Origin of the sequence: Prevotella sp. oral taxon 313 (genome assembly GCF_003043935.1) — a bacterium.
Taxonomy (GTDB): Bacteria; Bacteroidota; Bacteroidia; order Bacteroidales; family Bacteroidaceae; genus Prevotella; species Prevotella jejuni.
Map to the genome: position 1 here is coordinate 513,206 of NZ_PYXE01000001.1, position 19,082 is coordinate 532,287.

The following is a 19,082-nucleotide window of genomic DNA, read 5'->3' on the forward strand; positions in this document are numbered from 1 at the left end:
GAATTTGTCACATGAAAAAAATAACTCTCGCCATTACGGGGCTTCTAAAATTCAATATTAGCAAATATAAGCGAATCACTTTTCTGCTTTGTATCCTGTTATTGAGCATACATGTATCCTATGCTCAGACTAAAAGTAATTCAGTACAGCAGATAAACGAACTCAATGACATGTTTGCTCGCATTGCTGCGAGTAATTCTTATGTGGAGGATTTGAATTATAATGATGCAGAAGCCATAAACCTTCCTCTTGGTTTGAAACGAACAATTGGTGGTATGGAGATAACGATTGCCATCAGTCGTTTTGCCTTGCAGACTTCTTCTACAGAGCTTGGCGTTTACGCAAAGGCGGTCATTCCACAAGGAACAAAAGGCGGGCGTACAGTGCTTTTCTTTGGGGCAGAAGGAATAAAAGGAACACATACTGGTGGTCTGGCAGGAGAATTGAAGCTTTCGCTCCTGCACGATGTCGAGATACCTTTCAATCGCGGAAATACAAAGATTGTCCTTAAGGGTAATGGACTAAGCAAGGACAGGGGTATTTCTCAAAGTGACACCTACATGACCATCGGCTGTGATGGTTTCCATAATTTAGCCATTGACGCAGAAGTACACTTTCCAACCTCCCTCATAGTCAGGGCCGGGGGACAAGATACTACAAATGGCAGTACTTATAAACCAGCTACAAATAATATAATTAAGGATAGGAATTTATCAAATCAAGTCATAGGTCATTTTAATACTGTTATAGAAAGTTGGAATGACCTTCTTGTGTCTTTAGACCTACCAAATTTTGAAATCAAAGGACTGAAAGACTACGTATTCTCATTGAATAACGTCATTTTAGATTTCAGTAGTAAGCGGAACGCCAAAACGATAAGTTTTCCAGAGGAATACCAGCAATATTATCTTCCCGATGAACAGGTGCTATGGAGAGGGATATATGCAGAAAATGTCTCTGTAACATTACCGGAGGCTTTTTCACGAGCTAGTTTCTCGGCTAAGGGATTGTTAATCGATGATTATGGTATAACGGGGCTTTTCTCTGCCGATAGTATTCTCTCGCTTGATAAGGGCAGTGCTGACGGCTGGCGGTTTTCTGTTGACCATTTTGGACTGAACCTTATGGCCAGTGAACTTGTCGCCGCAGAATTCACGGGGCGACTAGGCTTGCCGTTCAAGGGTAAAAATACTACCTTGGGATATGAAGGATACCTGCAACCTAATAATGAATATACGATGCGGATTAAAAATGAAGATGCACTTGATTTCTCCATTTTTAAGGCAAAGGCTCATCTCGAAAAGAATTCCAGTGTCACTTTACGCTTAGTAGAAAATCGTTTTATCCCAGAAGCAATACTTCATGGATATATGACTCTTGGAAAAGAGGGAAACAGCGACTCCACATCACAAACAAAATTTGATAAGATTAGTTTCCGCGGTCTTAGACTCACGACAGTTGCTCCTTACATTTCCGCAGAATACTTCGGTTATGAAGGAGAGGCAAAATTGGGACACTTTCCTTTATCTATAAATAAACTTGCACTTAATCATTCAGATACACAGCATGTAAGATTAACAATAGGGGCAGGGATTAATCTTGGGAAGAACTTATTTTCCGGAGCAACGGAATTAAACCTCCTTGCAAAATATGAAAATCAAACTTGGGTGTTTGATAAATTAGAGGTAGGTTCCATTGCTGTAAATTCTGTTATCGCAGGTGTTATAACGCTGAACGGGCATCTCAATTGGCATAGAGGTGATGCGATTTACGGTAATGGGTTCGCCGGTGATGTAACTCTTGGGTTTTCTTTTGATGGCAAGGTAGAAAAAGATACGAGTATAAAGTCAAAGCATGATATTTCCATTACTGCTCGAGCTGCTTTCGGAAGAAAAGATGATTTCCGCTATTGGTATGCTGATGGAATGGCAACTTTCCATCCAGGCATACCAATTATCGGAGCACTGACTCTTAACGGAATAGGTGGTGCTTTAACATCAGGGGTGCGTGCTGAAGGTAGAAGTCCGGAAGGTGGGCGCTTTACCAGTTCAAACTATATCCCTGATGCCTCTATGGGCTTTGGATTCAAGGCTTCTACTGTTATTGAAATCGGTAAGGTCGCCTATGGCGAAGCTGCTTTTGAAATGATATTTTCAAAGGCAGGTGGATTGGCATCTGCAGGATTCTATGGTTATGGGGAATTTCCTAACAGGGGAGGAGGCGGAGGTAATACCTCTGTCAGTGACAAGCTCGAAAAACAACAGCAAACATTCCCAGCCAAGTTATCGGAACAGTTTAAGCAAAATGACTGGGCACAGTTAGCCAAGGCCATCAAATCTATTCCAGGAGCAATTAAGGATATGGGACTATCAGGAACATTATGTATCCAGATGGATTTCCAAAACCATGTACTGCATGCCAGTTCTGAAGTTTATCTCAATACTCCCGCAGAATTCATTCGTGGTGTGGGAGAACGAGGTCAGGCCGGTTGGGGAGTTCTGCATATAGACCCCAAAGAATGGTATTTGCATTTAGGCACTCCGTCCAACAGGCTTGGCGTACAGTTGGCAGTAGGAAATATTCTTGCCATAAAGACTGGCTCTTATTTTATGGCAGGAAGCCGTATTCCAGATATGCCGGCTCCCCCACAGGCTGTAGCCGACATATTGGGACAAGACCTAAACAGGCTGAGTCTTGGACGGAATCTAAATGCACTAAGTACGGGGAAAGGATTTGCATTCGGATCAGAACTATCCGTCAAGACCGGTGATATTCAGTTCTTGATAATGTATGCTAATTTCGATGCAGGTTTGGGTTTTGATGTGATGCTCAAGGATTATGCACAGGCACAATGTCGAGGCCGTTCCGGTATTATCGGTATGGACGGTTGGTATGCTATGGGGCAAACCTATGCCTATTTACAAGGAGAATTGGGCGTAAAGGTAAAGTTATGGCTTATCCGTATCCGTGTACCGGTAATCAAGGGCGGTGCAGCAGCTCTTTTGCAGGCAGGACTTCCTGATCCAACCTTCTTTAAGGGCTATTTAGGAGTGAATCTCAATGTGCTCGGATTGATTAAGGGTAAGGCGCGTTTCAAACTTTCCATCGGTGAGGAATGCGATGTTGTAATACCGGGGAGTTCTCCGATAGAAGAACCAATGATAAATGATTTGGCTCCTGCTGATAAAGAGAATGAAGTCAGCGTATTCTCCGTTCCTCAGGCAACTTTCAACATTGCAATAGGAAAGAGTTTCGAAGCGACCACTGATGCTGGAGAAACGACCTATTACCGCATCAATCTCAAGGAATTCATAGTCAAAGATAAAAAGGAACATGTCATACCGGGTAAGCTCCTTTGGGGAAAAGATAAGACGGATGTTCGTTTCCAGTCTAAAGAAATTCTTCCTCCTAATACAGATTTGACGGCAGAAGTCCGTATTGTTTTCGAAGAATTGAAGAATGGTGTTTGGAAGCCGGTACTGACCTCAGGGAAACCAGCCTTTGAAGAAAAGATAAATCATTTTACGACAGGTGGCGCGCCGAGTGACATTCCTATGCGGAATATTGTCTATGCCTATCCAGTGATAGGGCAGAGATACTTCCTTCCCAAAGAATACTCCAAAGGCTATGTGCAACTACAGTTTGGACAAAAATACCTGTTTGAAAAAGGTTTTGACTACAAGCTTAGTTTTGTAACAAAACAGAATGAGCGTATATCTACAGATTTCAAATATAACGAAGCAGAGAATCGCTTAGAGTTTACTCTGCCGGAATTGAGAAGGCAGACAGAATACAAATTAGATTTGGCGTATTCTGCAGCACAGAAGGATATGGCAAACGACAATAAAAAATCTTCTGAAATTAAGGAAATAAAAGACAAAGATGATTTCTCAGGACAAATTGGTGGCGACAAAGCTATAGCAAAGATTTCCAATGAGATGGAACAATCGATTCTGAAATATGATTTTACAACCAGTCAGTATGCCACTTTCAGAGAGAAGATGCGAAGTGTCAAGGTCCGTGATAACCTTGCCATAGATGCAGGTGTTGCGCTGTTGCTTGGAGCTAATGTACAAGGTAAGGAAGCCTTCGACGAAGCTGAAGTCATCGGTGTGGAGAAGACTCAATACAAACCTTTGCTCACTCTTCGCTCCGACCTCAAGGAAGAATATTTCAGAGGTGCAGTCTTGCCACTTGTTTATGAAGGATACCCTTATGGAAATATTCATCTCTCCGAGAGGGAAGAACAGCCAATCGGCGTCCCTCCCTATAGAGCTTTCTCACCAAGCCAGAACTACCTTTCAGCTTTACATTCAGAATCGGTGAACTTATCTTTATATCACTTCCCCTTTACATTTGATGCTTCTTTGGTATCATACAATGATTATCGAGACCTTCAGAATAGAATCATAAATAGTAGGGATGCTGTTACCCCGCAGGTTTACAATCGGTTTGTCATGGGCTCTTTGCCTGTTTTGAAAAAAGGCAAGTATCAAACAACTATCAGTTACGTATTGCCTGATGGAACAGTAACAAACAGTGTAGACTTCATCTATACAAACCAACTTAATTTGAACAAATAAATATGCGTTATATTAAGAAGACTCTTTTTCTGTTCGCTTTCTGTATTTACGCCCTTATTGGAATGGCACAACAGAAATTGACATCCAATATCAGAACCCGTGCAGAAATACATTCTGACCGTATTCTCTTGCGTTGGATTCCAAGTGATGCGAAAAGTTGGGACTTGCTTAATCAATATGGTGTTCGTTTGGAGCGTTTGACAGTATCACGTTCTGGTGTCGTATTGGATAAACCTGAGTTGAAAGTTCTTTCGGAAAGGTTGAAACCAGAAGCGACAGATACATTAAAACGGATTGCAGCACAATATCCGATGGGAGCAGTCATTGCACAGGCTGTCTTTGGGGAAGACTTTGAAGTCAGTTTGGGTAATAATCCTATATCTAAGGCCATTTCCCTTGATGAAATGCGGCAGCAACGCTATTTATTTTCTCTTTATGCCGCGGATCTCTGTTTCCCAATGGCTAAGGAAATCGGCTGGGGATGGGAGGATAAGGATATAAAAAATGGTGAACGGTACTTGTACCGTATTACTCCTCTTGTACCTAAGGGAAAGTATCAAATAGGGCAAGGGTCTGTTTTTACCATTGTCGGTGATACAGCTAAACTAATTCGTCCCGTCGGATTGTCTGCCCGTTTTAGCGAAGCCGGGGCTTTTTTATCGTGGGATTATAATACGCTATCCTATCTTTATTCTTCTTATTTTATTGAGAAGAGCGAGGATGGTAAGATTTTTAAGCCAATTTCAGACTTGCCCGTTACACGCATTGCAGATGTGGATAAGAATCCTTATGCTCCGATTACCTATTTGGATAGTATCCCTGAAGGGAAGGCCATATATTATAGGGTTGTTGGCGTAACGCCTTTCGGCAGTAAGGGGGCGTACAGTGATATTGTTTCCGGGATTGCTTATCCTGCTTTGAAGGCTATACCGATGATAACAAGTTCCTCATTTGACAGGAACGGTGGAGCAGACATATCTTGGCAGTTTGATGGTGCATCACAGGAGTTAATCAAAGGCTTTAATGTTCTTCATTCTACTGACGACAAGGATTATACCATTCTTATCGGCAACCTCAATCCACAGCAGCGGAATTATCATATAACGAATATTGGAAGGCATATCTATTATAAAATTGAGGCAGAAGCCAAGCAAGGTGCTTCTACCCGTTCTTTACCGGTACTTATCCAGCCCGTGGACAGTGTGCCGCCGGGAATACCACAAGGTTTATCTGCACAAATAGACAGCCTCGGTGCCGTGCATTTGTCATGGAAGCCCAATTCTGATGCTGATATTTATGGTTATCGGCTATATCGCGGACAAACAAAGGGAGAGGAACTGATTCCCATTACGGATTTAGCCATCCGTGAAACAGCCTATACGGACAGTATAAACCTTGACAACCTAAATAATAAGGTTTATTATGCTTTAACAGCCCTTGATGAACGATATAACCAGTCTGATCTGAGTGAGACGATAGAGGTTATTAAGCCAAATGTTATTCCCCCAACGACACCTGTAATTGTCGGGTGGAAAGCAGAGAATGGGAGGAATATTATTGAATGGACCCAAGATGAAAATCCCTATCTTGCCGGATTTATTGTGGTACGTACTGACGTGGAGGACAGAACTCGTCTTGTTGCTCGGCGTGTTGAAAGTCCCATAAGTATGAGGTATGAAGATTATGACATTGAATCAGGGAAAAGTTATCTCTATCAGGTGATTGCTTATACCTCTAATCAGTTACGTTCTCACTTATCCAATCCTATAATATTGAAATCTAAGATGCAAGGGATGGACAATGATTCGATTAAATTCGACTTGGAAGCCTTGCCAGAAGGTATCGCTATCAAATGGAATATACACTATAATGATTTGATGTCCGTAGCATTATATAAGTTAGACGATTCCAAGACAAAATTCCTTTATAGAGAGAATCTACCGGCTTCAGGAGAATTTGTAGATAAAGAAATCTTACAAGGAAAAGAGAATGAATATATCTTAGTCGTTAAAGCAAAGAATCATAGCTCAATAAGTCAAAAGAAGAGGCTCAGATTATGAAACAAATAAAATATTTCTTATCAATATTGCTCTATTCAATATGTGCATTTCCTATGAATGCACAAGTAGAAGGGGAGTACCAATTAACAATTTCATTTGGCAGAATGAGAAATTCAGGAAATCCAATGAATTCTACAGAATATAGCATCTCTAGCGTATCCAATGTTGGAACTAAATTCTTAAGATATTGGAAAACTGGTTCTCTTGATAAGGGAGAGTATTTTAATGCCCCCTCTCCTATTATAAGTAGATTTACAAAAAAAGAAAGACCCTATAAGTTATTATTTTGGGGGAAACGTACATGGGGTTGGGTAATTCATCATTCATCAAAAGGGGATAATGAATTGTTGATAGATAGTAATACCCCCTATCTGCATAGGGTAGTTTCTCATGGAGATGATGGGAAAGACTTCTTTCCTTTAGTACAAACAATATTGACAATAGAAGTCCTTCCTGTTTTTATCCATCTCCATTACTACACCGATAAAGGTCAAGGAACGGCGTCCTCTTTGAACTTGCTGCCGGACAATGATGTTATCACGTTGAAAGCAACTAAGGGATTTGTGGAATCCACCTATAAGTGGCAATATCAAACAATAGGCGAGAGTATATGGCATGATATGCCTAATACAGTATCTTACAGTGAAGGTAAATCTGTTGTAACATTCAAGGGGACAGACCTGTATGCACGAAGTGCATTTAACGAACTGGTAAGGCAAGGGAAGAATATTCTTTTCCGTATCAATGCTATAACTGACGAAACTAGAAATGAGGCTGACTATAAAAAGATTATATTGACACCGACCTATTCTGCCCCTCATATTCTATCCCATGATATAACATTGGAACAATGCCATCAATCTGGTGATGCATCTTTACGTGTATTCCTTGACAGACCACTCTGGCCGGGAGAAGCTTTAGCTGTTTTTAAAACAGGAGGCACAGGTTCTAATATAGATGCACTTGATGCTGAAAATAGTTTTCGAATTAACGACCTTGCTGCAGGTGCATATACGTTCCAATTAAGGGGCACGCACAGTAATGGTCAAAATACTTATCGTGAAACTTCGAAGCATATTTTAAATGTAACGATAAATGAACGGCCTGCCATCACCCACTCCTTTATCCAAAAGAATATCAGTTGTTTTTCCGGTCATGATGGAGAGATTATGCTGACGGCATCCGGTGGAACAGGGAATTTCACCGCTACACTTACAGATGCAGGCGGTTCTGTTGTGCAGACACAAACATTCAATACGGGCAATGTAAGTTTCAAACGGCTATCAGCTGGCAATTATACCTTACGTGTGCAAGACAGCAATGGTTGTGTTGCTAAGACATCATCAGGAGAAGAACTTATCCACCAAGTGATACTTACAGAGCCAAGTGAGGCTGTAAGTATTACAGAAAAGAGCAAAACCAGCCCTTTGGCCTATCAATCTTCCGATGGGGCTATTCAAATAGCTGTTTCCGGTGGCACCCCTTCCGCTTCCGGATATACAGTACGTTTTGTGCGGAAGAGTGATGGACAAGTCTTTGCACCAACAGATTCGCATTCGGATGGTAATCAATACATCTATACACTTCGCAATATTCCTCGTGGCGAATATACTGCTATAGCTGAAGACATGAGATTTGCTCTGTTAGGGAATGAAGACAAACAGGATCCCTGTGGTTGCCATGCGCAATTAGCAATGACACTTTCTGCACCGCCTCTTTTAACTGTAGATGTTGAAGAAACACATTTTGTCAGCTGTCATGGTGATAGTGATGGGGAGTTGACTGCTCATGGAAAAGGTGGTAAACCTATTATTTCCGCACAGCTTCCCTATACTTATGCTTGGTATAAAATATCAGGAAGTACAAAAGAACAACTTCCGTTGCAGATAGACAGTGTTGCCCATAATCTTTCAACGGGGCAATATCAAGTTAAAATTACAGACAGCAATGGAATATCCGTAGAATCGGCTGTGTTTGAACTTAAACAGCCGGACTTGCTGTCACTGTCATTTACAACACGCCCACCTTCATGTAGCGGAGGAGCAGGACTTATTTCAACAACCGTAACCGGTGGTACGGCTCCCTATACTTATGAATGGAACAAGGAAGGAGCAACGGAAGCAAATCTCACCATCAATGAAGCAGGCAGCTTTTTTGTCAGAGTTGTAGACAGTCGCGGCTGTTCCATTACCGGGAATGTCGAGGTAACAACTCCTGAAGCCATTTATATCAAACCAACGATTACCAATCCGACTTGTTACGGTGCAGACAATGGTGCAATATCTCTTGAACTGTCAGGAGGTACGGCTCCTTATACCATACATTGGGAAGATGACAATACCATATCTACACCTAATCGGGAACATCTCAAAGCAGGAGAGTACGTAGCTGTCGTTAGCGACCAAGCCGGCTGTTCCCTCCATTATCGTGTTGTCTTGGAACAACCGGAAGAGATGACGGTAAAACTTAATGGCGGGTTTACACTTTGCCATGAGCAATCACGTAAAATAACAGCCATACCGAGCGAAGAAAATGTCACCTATCAATGGCTGCATGACGGACAAGTCCTAACAGAAACCGGCAAGGAACTTATAGTAAGCAAAGCCGGTCATTATCGAGTTGTTATTACGAATGAGAAAGGTTGTACGGCAACAGCTGAGGTTGAAATCAAAGCCAGCAACACAGAATTGCCTTTGGATATAACCATACCGTCATCTGTCACAGCTGGTTCTCCTATTCATGCTGTCAACATCAGCCGTATAAGGGCAGACAAATTAGAATGGTCCTTGCCCGACAATGCTGTTATTACAAGCAAGTCCAACGAAAGTGTTGTCTTTACCATTCCAACACCCGGTATCTATGAAGTAACACTCACAGGATATTTGGGTGACTGTTCTACGGTTGTCAGCCAAAGATTAGAAGTCCTTGGTGAAGGAGGAGTAGTTTTGCCCGATGGAAAAGGAGATGCGATCAAACAGTTTTTGGTTAGCCCTAATCCGACTACAGGGGATTTTAAAGTATATGTAGAACTCAAAGAACCAAGAGATTTTACACTTAGACTCCTCTCTCCGACATCTGTTGAAATGGATAAAAAGGAGATTAAAAACATCCAAAAGCATACTTTTGAGTATGAATTGCGTGGTGATACGGAAGGAGTATTCAAAGTGGAGCTGTCTGTTGGAAACGAGAAATCCACACTTAGAATCACGAAAAAAAGAAAATAACAATTGATAGGACTCATGATAAAAGCAGGTCATATGAACAGACAACATACTCATTTCTATTGGCGTTTTAAGGTTTTATTGATTTTCCTCATCCTTTGTTGGGCAGGAAAGCAGCAGGGGTATGCCCAGTACTATCCTATCCATGCCACCGTTCAATGGCCGTCTCCTCAAAGTCCTTACTTGTCGGATTATTATAGCGGAAGCCGTGACAGACTGATTGTCAATCTGCTCAACCGCGACCTGCAGCAACCTTTACTCTTTGCCAGACTACGCATTAAGATTAAGAGCACAGGTTTTCTTGCCACCAGCCGTGAGGAAATCAGCTACCCGATGCTGGAGCTCAGTGCAAATGTCCCGACCCGCCTGACCAATATAGACCTGTCCCCCTATCTTCAACCACAGAACCTGCAAATTAATGGCAGTCTGCGTAACGGACAGTTACCCACCGGATATACGGAGTTCTCTGTGCAAGTGGTAGACTATTATACTGGACGAACGCTTTCTGATTGGCATACGGGACGTTCCTATTTGGATGTGAAGAAACCTCCGATTCTCAACTTTCCTGAAAAGGATGCCCAAATTGGAGTCACAGAGCCGCTCTATCTTCGTTTCCAATGGATGCCCCGTCATCAGGGACTTGCAGGCACAGAGTATGAGTTTGTGCTCAAAGAACTTCCCAATAACGGAGCTGCTCCACAATCAGCCTTTGCCTACGGCAATGAAATTTATCGTGTCCGCACGCGCAATACGACTTTGAATTATACCCATCTTGAACCAGTTCTCTTCCCTAACCGTTGCTATGCATGGCAGGTGCAGGCCATAGCCCGTGACGGTGTTGATGAAGTGGGTATGTTTGAAAACGGCGGTTATAGTGAAATCAACTGGTTCTATCTTAATGACAACTGTCAGGCACCGACGGGTTTGAGAGCCCTTCCCCGTTTTGCCAAGGTGGATCTTTCATGGAACAAAGTTATAGGAACCACTGGCTACATTGTGGAATGTCGTCCCAAGACCAAGCTCAATACTTATGAATGGAGCAGAACCCGGATAGCAGGTGAACACCTTACACTGTCCCAATTGAAATTAGGTTGGACATATGAATGGCGTGTGGGGACGCTTTGTACGGATGACCGTCCGGTATTCTCTGGTGTCAGTGAGTTTACACTCAGCAAACAGAATGATGAGCTACTGGCTGACTGTGGAAAGGAACCTGTGAGGAAAGACCTGTCGCAGGAGCCGAACTTACGGATAAAGGCAGGGGACATCGTTACTATTGGTGGTGATTATCCCATGACCATCATCGATGCTGTTCCCCTGGGGGATGGCTGGTACTCCGGACGTGGCAAGACCCGACTGAAAACCATTATTGACGCTCCTGTTGCGCTTCGTTTTGACCGTCTACGCATCAATGTGGATAACTTTCAGATAGACGGTACGGTAGAAGCGTCCTACGATGAGAAGAAGGGGAAGATAGCCAACCTTGATTATGTTGATGATGGCGGTAAGGATATAAAACCTGCTACTATCCGTATGCGTGAACATAAAATGGGCTTTACACTCCCCGATATACCACAATTTATATACAATCCCAAGACAGGAGAATTAGAAACAACCGATGCTGATGGTAATCCACAGACCATAAAAGTAGATGTGCCAGAGAATGCCTCGTATGAGCGTATTTTCCCTATGCTCGTTACTGACAAAAAGGGAAATACCTATCAGATTAGCCCGTCAGAACAAAATACCGAAGGGACTGGCAATGATGTCGAAACGGGGAGAAAGGACGAAAAGATAGAACTTAATTGTGAACGTGTGAATCGTGTTGGAGATTTCAATACGGAATCTCTGTCAAGCAAGTATGGCTATATACACTTTAAGCCTGGAGAGGGGAAATATGCCTTTGATGATGGTCAGGAGAAATGGTACAAGAAGAGTGTTAAGGTAGACCGCTTTTACAAGCCATTTGCCAAAGGCTATATTGCACCTTGGAAACTTGTTCCTGTGGGAGAGAATGATGTTGTTACGGCAAAGTATGATGGCTTGAGGAATATTGACTTGAAAAAGGTTCACTTTGCCTCTGAACCCAATACTGCTGCACTGCCGGCAAAGCTTAATGAGGCAGAACAGACATGGACGATTAGCCTGCGTTCCGTATCGTCTGGTGCAAGTTATGATGTTTTTGCCGTCTACGAAGGAGTGGTTATCGGCAAACTCCGTGTGGTGAGCTATACGAAACAGCAGCATAAGGTAACTCTTGTTCCGATAAACGAAGTTAAGTTAGATAAATCTGCTATTGAACAGCAACTCAATACCATCTATAATCCTGTTGGCGTGCAGTTTACAGTGAATGTGGATGAAAGCATGCGCGGCAATTATGACTGGGAAGTAGAAAGTGAAAAGGATGGACTGCTGAGTACGGTCGGCAAGTCTTTCTGGGGCTATGACAAGGAACTCAAGGAGAGCCAAGAAATGCGTAACCTGCAGAAGACTTACCAGCAGGAAGCAGGGACACCTGACGGCGTCTACCTATTTGTTCTTAATGGAGCCAAGGGGTTTGAGGGACAAAAGGAAGGTTTACTTGGTGAAATGCCTCGCAAAAGTAGATTTGGATATATCTTTGCAGATAATGGTGTCAAGGTAAATTCATTGGCTCATACCATTTCCCATGAATTGGGACATGGCATTTTCACACTTCAGCATACTTTTGATGCTGAATATGGGAAAGGTACGCAGGGAACAACAAACAATTTGCTTGATTACACTGAAACGGGAACCGACCTTGCTGCTTTCCAGTGGAATATCATGGCCAATCCTGCAGTATTTACCATGTTTGACAAGAGTGAAAAAGTCAACTTGACAGAAAAGGTTGCAATGGTCTCTGGTAGCAATTTGGGAATAAGTCCATCTGGACAACTCATCTATCGTGTAAATACTCCTGTTCGTGACGGGACTATTGTGAAAATCATTCATATTGGTTCTAACCGTATTTGGGGATATGTACTCTATGGTGGGGATGGAAAGCTAATAGATAATTATTCATGGAATAATAATGTAAAAGACTATGTTAATCAGAATGGGGTTAAAGCAGGAGATAGCAAAGCGAAAAATATCAAAATATTTTATAATACAACATCAGAACCAAGTGAAGTTATAATCTATAAATATCAGGGTGATGGTTGTGTTTATGCATATGCGACAGCTACTTGTACATCCAATCCTATAACAGGAGAAGTACATCTTCTCAATCAAAGTGAATGGAAAACAGAAATACTTTGGAATGCAGATGTCTCATGCCGTAGTGCGTATACGGGGAAACAGGTTAAACTTTGTCCGGATGAGAAGTTAAAGAGTGATAGCATATCTCTTTCCTCACTTAGTAATAAAACAGATATAAAGATTGTTAATGAAGTCATAGATTCTGTTTGTATTACTTCCCTGAGGACTTTGCCATACAATAGAATAATCGACTTAATAGAAATAATTGTTTCATCAAAAAATATAAAAGAACCTTCAGAAAGATCTATCTTACGTCTTCTCTCTTGCATAAAAGGACAAGATTATTCAACCTTTTTTGTAAAATTAGAAGAGAATGAAGCGTCTTTGCTAAAAAAATTGATAGCTGGAATGGATGATGTGAGAATTCTTCCTTGGGAGGGACGGAATTACACTCGATTCATAGACATATTAGTATCAATGTATTTGGAAACACCAAAATTTTATAGTTCAAGAATCGAGTCACAGAGTTCTGTACTAGTTCTAAATTTGGAGCCAATTCGACTATCAGAGACAATGGCTGGATATACACAATATGTGTATAAAGGGGAATTAACAGATGAAGGTAAGGTTGATATTAAACGTAGGACTGAGCATATAAGTTATGTAAGAAACATAATTACTTCTAACCAACAGGATGAAATTGTTACAAAATTATTACCCTTTTCACCTATTTTACTTTTGCCTAAAGATTTAGAAATTGATTTAATAGGAGAAGCTTTAGGGGGACAGCTCAAAGACTCAACATATTATATTGTACCAGCTGTTTTTTTACAGTATTATAATGATAAGCTGTTTAACGACAAAGTAGAAAAAAACTCTTTACTTGCAGTTGATATTGCTACAATTGCTCTAAGTGGAGGAACAGCGTTAGCTACAAAAGTCCATTGGGCCCGTAGACTTTGGGCAATGGCTGAAGTTGCAGGAGCCGTTGGGAATATTGCGATTAACACACAGATGATTAGTAGCCCTAGAGTGAAAGAAGTGGTGGAGATTTACAACGCTGCTATGGGGCTTATCGGTTTAAAGAACCTAGGACAAGGTGGCTATAAGTTTGTCAAAGAGTTGCCAGAATCGTTGAATCAAAGTTTTAAAAACCAATTAGTATCTAAATATTTAGATTATCGAATAGCAATAACTAAGTTGAAGAACTCCAATGATTGGGCAGAACTCTCTGCAGAGGTAAGGCAGAATGTAATAAAACAAGAAAAAAGTTTTATAGCTTTTGCAGACGCTAAAAATCTTCCAAATGATAAATGGGGAGCACCTGATGATATTTTTATCAATGGTAAAACCAAACAGGATATTTTAAGTATCAGGAAGGGGGAACGTCCAGCACCTGAAACCTATTTAAAGACACGTTATATAAAAGAGCATTTGGCTAAGTTTGAAGGAGAGGTTTCTTGTCTTTCGTTTGAGAAATCTGTTAATACTTATGGACAAATAGGAAGAGATGATGGATTATTTATAATGCCCAAAATAGAGATGGACAAACTTTTACAAAGAACGGGTAAAAACATTTCACAGATTGAAAACGAATTGGGTATTCCAGAAGGTTCATGGTCTTCAAAATTACATCAAGGTGATAAATTGATTAGAGTTGATATTAAAATTAACACACACTCTAAATTAAGAATACCATCAGGTAATGAAATAGGGGCTGATGAATTGCTATGGATTCCTGGAGGCAAGACTTTAGGAGGTTTCTCAGAGGCAATTATAGAACCCATAAAAGTAAAAAATACGAATATATACACAACTCAAATAATTATCCAATGAAAAGAGAAGATGAAATAATCAAATCATTGAACTACACGAGGTGTTCAAAAGAATATAATATTGTTAAAAAATCTGTTTTTGACGGAAATCTGATAAATATTATAGTAGCAAAGCATTATGATAGTAATGCCGAGGTGATTGATTGTTCAAATATTGTATGGGCTCTGCATGCAATGTTAGTGGATAATGAAGTAAGCCTTGACAGAATAAATAAAATAATTAATGATGTTGAAGTAAACAGAAAAAATGTTTGTAGGATACTATACTTCATTTATCTATGTAAAATAAAATTATATATAGATCGCTATTTGGTTTTTGATTATAGTAATCTCTATGAAAGGATAAAACAAAAAAAAGAATTTACTCAGTTGAGATGCTATAGCACTTTGATAAATGAAATAGAAGATTTCCAGAGATAGTTCGATGTTAAATATATGCTGCAAGTGTCTGGAAATACTGCCTTACCAACAGAAGCTATTATTAAAACGGAAGGTATGATAAAAGATATTGATTACAGTGTTAAAGAGATTTTAAGATGAAGAAGTTAGTGCAAAAGAAAGATTGGGATTATTCTATATATAATGTAAATGGGGTAAAAATCATTAGTGTGGTTTTTTACAATAGTTTTGTGGATTACTCGCGAAGTTTTCTTTTGAGGAAAGAAGAAGAGTGTTATAGTTTTGAAGAATTTGCTATATTGGCCGAAAAAATTAGAGATAATGTGACTATATACGAAGATAGAGAGATTGTGCCCACATTATAAGTTGTCAAAAAGACGAATATTTTGGAGAATATTAATCTAAAAATAAAATTGAGGAGTTTGTAATTCAGTCCGAAATCAAATTGACAAGAAAGGTAAATTTGAAAACAGGCAAAATAATAACGTTTAAATAAGTTAATATGAAGAGAATTAAAATTATTAGTTTATTAGCGACATATATTTGTCATGATCCATTTGCATATGTCAAATAAAGAATTATGGAAAAGGGATTAATGAAGAAAGTATGGAACTATGCCTAGAGTTACTGGTTTATATGTTCAAAGATAATTCATATATAGAAGAGAATCTGCATGGTGCATGGTATAACAGAATATCAAATAAGGAAAATGAATAATGATAATATCCCATTTCGTTCAATAGTAATATTGCTTTTTACAGTTTTATTATCGTCTTGTCTCAAAGAGACAGCTGTCCCAATCGAGTCTGCATTCTCAATCGAATCATCAGAAGATAAGACCTCTCCTGTAACCATCCAATTGAAAAACGAGTGTTATGGGGCTGATGCATATGAATGGACTTTTGAGGGTGGCACCCCCAGTAGTTCCAATGAGAGAACTCCGGCTAAGGTCGTGTTCACTCAGGCTGGTGAGCACAAAATAACTTTGCGAGTGTGGAATGCTGTAGAGGAAAGGACAAGTCAGCAAACCATCAGGGTTGATTCCGCCATGACTATAGACTTTGATTTTTCAATCGCTCTCAACGACATTGCCCCGGGCATGGTATCTATTACCAACAAGAGTAAGGGTGGAAGTCAATACGAGTGGACTTTTGAAGATGGTATTCCCTCTACATCCAACCTACAGCATCCAGGCACGATAACCTTTGCGGATGGTGGGGAGCATAAAATCCATCTGAAAGTATTCAATGGCAGTAAATATGAGGAACTAACTAAAAGTCTGACCCTGCAACCTCCTATACAAGCTGATTTTTCGTATGAACCTCTACCTGTAGATCAGGATTGGGAAGCACCACTTACGCTGGAAACGACCAATTTCACCACTGGTGGGTTATCTTATCGCTGGGTATGCGCAGGAGCCAATGTAATGTCTCCTACAGACGAGACGACAACAATTCGATTTGAACATGCTGGTACTTATAAAGTACAGATGATTGCCGGCAATGGTAAAGAAGAAAAAATAGTAGAGAAAAGCATCATTATCCAACCAAACAGTGGCATTATCAAGCAGAATAATCTAAAATTCGGTATCAATGAGGCAAAGAACAGTGTAGGATGTTTTTACTCTGCCAAAGAAGGTGGTGTGGTAACATCAAGTAAGATTGTGGAGAAAAAGTGTGGAGCATGGATTGACTTCGGTTTCTTTGCCCTTAACTCCTCTTTCAATTACTGCTACTTCTTTGCACCCAATCAGGCAGAAGCCAATTCTTTCCCAAAGATAGACAGTGCCCAAGGAGCTACATTCATTAACAACCCCAGTTCTATGGGAATTAACATTACCAATGCCGTCTTTGACAACATCAAAAAGCCTTCCGACCTGAATCAATTCACAAAATGGTCGGAAACAAATCAGACAATCTTCAATAAAACCAGCGCACCACATTTCGTGCTGGTGCGTACTGCAGACGGTAGAAAGGGAATCATCAGAATCAAGGAGTTCGTCAAAGATGGCTCACAATCCTATATTATAGCAGATGTCAAACTCGAAAAGAGAGCTGGGGAATAACAACATACACATATAAGACATATGAACAGACCTCATATTATGCGTATAGCTTTGGGTATCTTCATGTTTATAGCATGGAGCAACGCCGTATCAGCCCAAAATGTGGAGGAGATACTGGAGTTTCGCAAGAAGAAGCCGCTAAAAATCAGTGGTAGCATTTCAGCGAATGCTACCCAATTCAACAGTACGCCCAAACAATCCCGTCAATCCTTTACTTATCAACTGTCCGGTTCAGTAAACCTGTCGCTATATGAGTTGTTGAACATTCCCTTATCGTTCAACCTGAACAATTATGGTTCAAACTTTTCTTACCCATCATTACCTAACAGACTGAGTCTTCATCCTTCTTATAAGTGGATACGGGCACATATCGGTGATGTGTCGATGAGTTTCAGCCCTTATACGCTTAATGGTCATCAATTTACAGGTGTGGGGATAGAACTTTCTCCTGCCAGATGGAGACTTTCTGCAATGGGTGGACGGCTTTTTAGAAAGGTGGATATTGATGCTTCTAATCCTGCAATCCGTCCTAATTATGAGCGTTGGGGATACGGTGTTAAAGCCGGATATGATGGAGAGAAGTTCTCCGTCGGCGGAACAATCTTCACTGCAAGGGATAAACAGAGAGACATCTCTTTCGATTCAGATGCTTTGGGAATATATCCCAAAGGCAACATTGCCATAGGAGTGGAAGGAAGTCTGAATGTAATCAAAAATCTGAAGCTATCCTTGGAATATGGTCTGAGTATTATGCAACGCGATTTAAGAACGAAGGAGAGAAACCACTACCATGCTTTCAAGGCCGACCTGACATATAGCCTTTTGGGAAATACCATCGGTGTTGGTTACGAACGAATCAGTCCTGACTACGAAACACTGGGTGCATATTACTTCAACAACGATTATGAGAACGCAACACTCAACTATAGTCGTAATTTCTTTAAGGACAGACTGAGCCTTGCACTTAGTGGAGGTGTACAGAGAGATGACCTTTCCAACCAAAAGCAGGAAAGGAACAAGCGCTTTGTGGGTTCTGTCAATATCAATTTCACACCCAATGACAGGTTCACTGCTTCGATTTCCATATCCAGCTATCAAGCGCACCGTAATATTAAATCCTCATTTGACTACATTAATGAGCGAACACCATACGAAAACCTTGATACCCTGCGGTTTACTCAGTTGAACAACAGCATAGACATGAATCTGAACTGGCGATTGCGAAACAGCGAGACACAATCTCATACACTTTCTGCCAATGCAAGTTATCAGGAAGCCGCAGACAAACAGGGGCGTTACATCATGCCGGGCAATCTGACCAGATTTATGAATCTTGGCGCCAATTATGGCATAGACTTCACACCTTTGGATTTCTCTGTGACAGCAGAAATAAATGCCAGCAATAATTATGCATCACGCAAGAATGTTCTGACGATAGGCCCAGCCCTTACCTGTTCGAAACATCTTTTTAAGAAAGCCTTAACAACAGGACTGACACTATCTTTCAACCAAACTCAGGAAGCGGGAAGGAAGTTGGCAACAATCTACAATGCACGGTGGCATGCCAGTTATCGTTTTCTCAAACGGCATGGATTAAATGCCAGTATTGCCTATCAGCACCGCTCCCTGTCAGAAGCGACATTAACAAATTCTTCTTCTCTGACCAGTCAGATAAGCTATAGTTATTCATTTTAAAACAA

The 19,082-nt window shown here is 40.7% G+C and carries 8 protein-coding genes; all 8 read left to right on the plus strand.

Annotated features, from left to right (window positions below; all coding sequences use genetic code 11):
* Window positions 1-11: 11 nt before the first annotated feature.
* The 8 genes from AXF23_RS02035 (at window position 12) to AXF23_RS02070 (ending at window position 19,077) form a co-directional block, all read left to right on the plus strand.
* A complete protein-coding gene (locus tag AXF23_RS02035) occupies window positions 12-4,583 on the plus strand; it encodes a hypothetical protein (protein ID WP_199222147.1) in 4,572 nt (1,523 codons plus the stop codon).
* A gap of 62 nt (window positions 4,584-4,645) precedes the next feature.
* Window positions 4,646-6,643: a fibronectin type III domain-containing protein gene (locus AXF23_RS02040; protein WP_233251216.1), complete on the plus strand. Its 1,998-nt coding sequence runs from the start codon at window positions 4,646-4,648 to the stop codon at window positions 6,641-6,643.
* Complete coding sequence (locus tag AXF23_RS02045) at window positions 6,640-9,867, plus strand: SprB repeat-containing protein (protein ID WP_107624133.1); 3,228 nt, start codon at window positions 6,640-6,642, stop codon at window positions 9,865-9,867. Before AXF23_RS02040 ends, AXF23_RS02045 begins: the two co-directional genes overlap by 4 nt.
* Window positions 9,868-9,900: 33 nt before the next feature.
* Window positions 9,901-14,919, plus strand: coding sequence for a hypothetical protein (locus tag AXF23_RS02050; protein WP_146156720.1), 5,019 nt, complete (start codon window positions 9,901-9,903; stop codon window positions 14,917-14,919).
* Window positions 14,916-15,338, plus strand: a complete 423-nt coding sequence (locus tag AXF23_RS02055; RefSeq protein WP_107624135.1) for a hypothetical protein — start codon at window positions 14,916-14,918, stop codon at window positions 15,336-15,338. Before AXF23_RS02050 ends, AXF23_RS02055 begins: the two co-directional genes overlap by 4 nt.
* Window positions 15,339-15,454: 116 nt before the next feature.
* On the plus strand, window positions 15,455-15,682 hold the full coding sequence (locus tag AXF23_RS02060) for a hypothetical protein (RefSeq protein ID WP_107624136.1): 228 nt from the start codon (window positions 15,455-15,457) through the stop codon (window positions 15,680-15,682).
* 344 nt (window positions 15,683-16,026) lie between these two features.
* The gene (locus AXF23_RS02065; RefSeq protein WP_107624137.1) at window positions 16,027-17,382 is read left to right on the plus strand and encodes a PKD domain-containing protein; all 1,356 of its coding nucleotides are present in this window, start codon (window positions 16,027-16,029) and stop codon (window positions 17,380-17,382) included.
* A 39-nt stretch (window positions 17,383-17,421) separates the two neighbouring features.
* Complete coding sequence (locus tag AXF23_RS02070) at window positions 17,422-19,077, plus strand: TonB-dependent receptor (protein WP_233251217.1); 1,656 nt, start codon at window positions 17,422-17,424, stop codon at window positions 19,075-19,077.
* The last annotated feature ends 5 nt before the right edge of the window (window positions 19,078-19,082 follow it).

What these genes read in the sequence shown, in the direction of transcription:
- AXF23_RS02070 (WP_233251217.1), top strand. Translation starts at nt 17,422, where the DNA reads ATGCGTATAGCTTTGGGTATCTTCATGTTTATAGCATGGAGCAACGCC.
- AXF23_RS02040 (WP_233251216.1), top strand. Translation starts at nt 4,646, where the DNA reads ATGGCACAACAGAAATTGACATCCAATATCAGAACCCGTGCAGAAATA.
- AXF23_RS02050 (WP_146156720.1), top strand. Translation starts at nt 9,901, where the DNA reads ATGAACAGACAACATACTCATTTCTATTGGCGTTTTAAGGTTTTATTG.
- AXF23_RS02060 (WP_107624136.1), top strand. Translation starts at nt 15,455, where the DNA reads ATGAAGAAGTTAGTGCAAAAGAAAGATTGGGATTATTCTATATATAAT.
- AXF23_RS02055 (WP_107624135.1), top strand. Translation starts at nt 14,916, where the DNA reads ATGAAAAGAGAAGATGAAATAATCAAATCATTGAACTACACGAGGTGT.
- AXF23_RS02065 (WP_107624137.1), top strand. Translation starts at nt 16,027, where the DNA reads ATGAATAATGATAATATCCCATTTCGTTCAATAGTAATATTGCTTTTT.
- AXF23_RS02045 (WP_107624133.1), top strand. Translation starts at nt 6,640, where the DNA reads ATGAAACAAATAAAATATTTCTTATCAATATTGCTCTATTCAATATGT.
- AXF23_RS02035 (WP_199222147.1), top strand. Translation starts at nt 12, where the DNA reads ATGAAAAAAATAACTCTCGCCATTACGGGGCTTCTAAAATTCAATATT.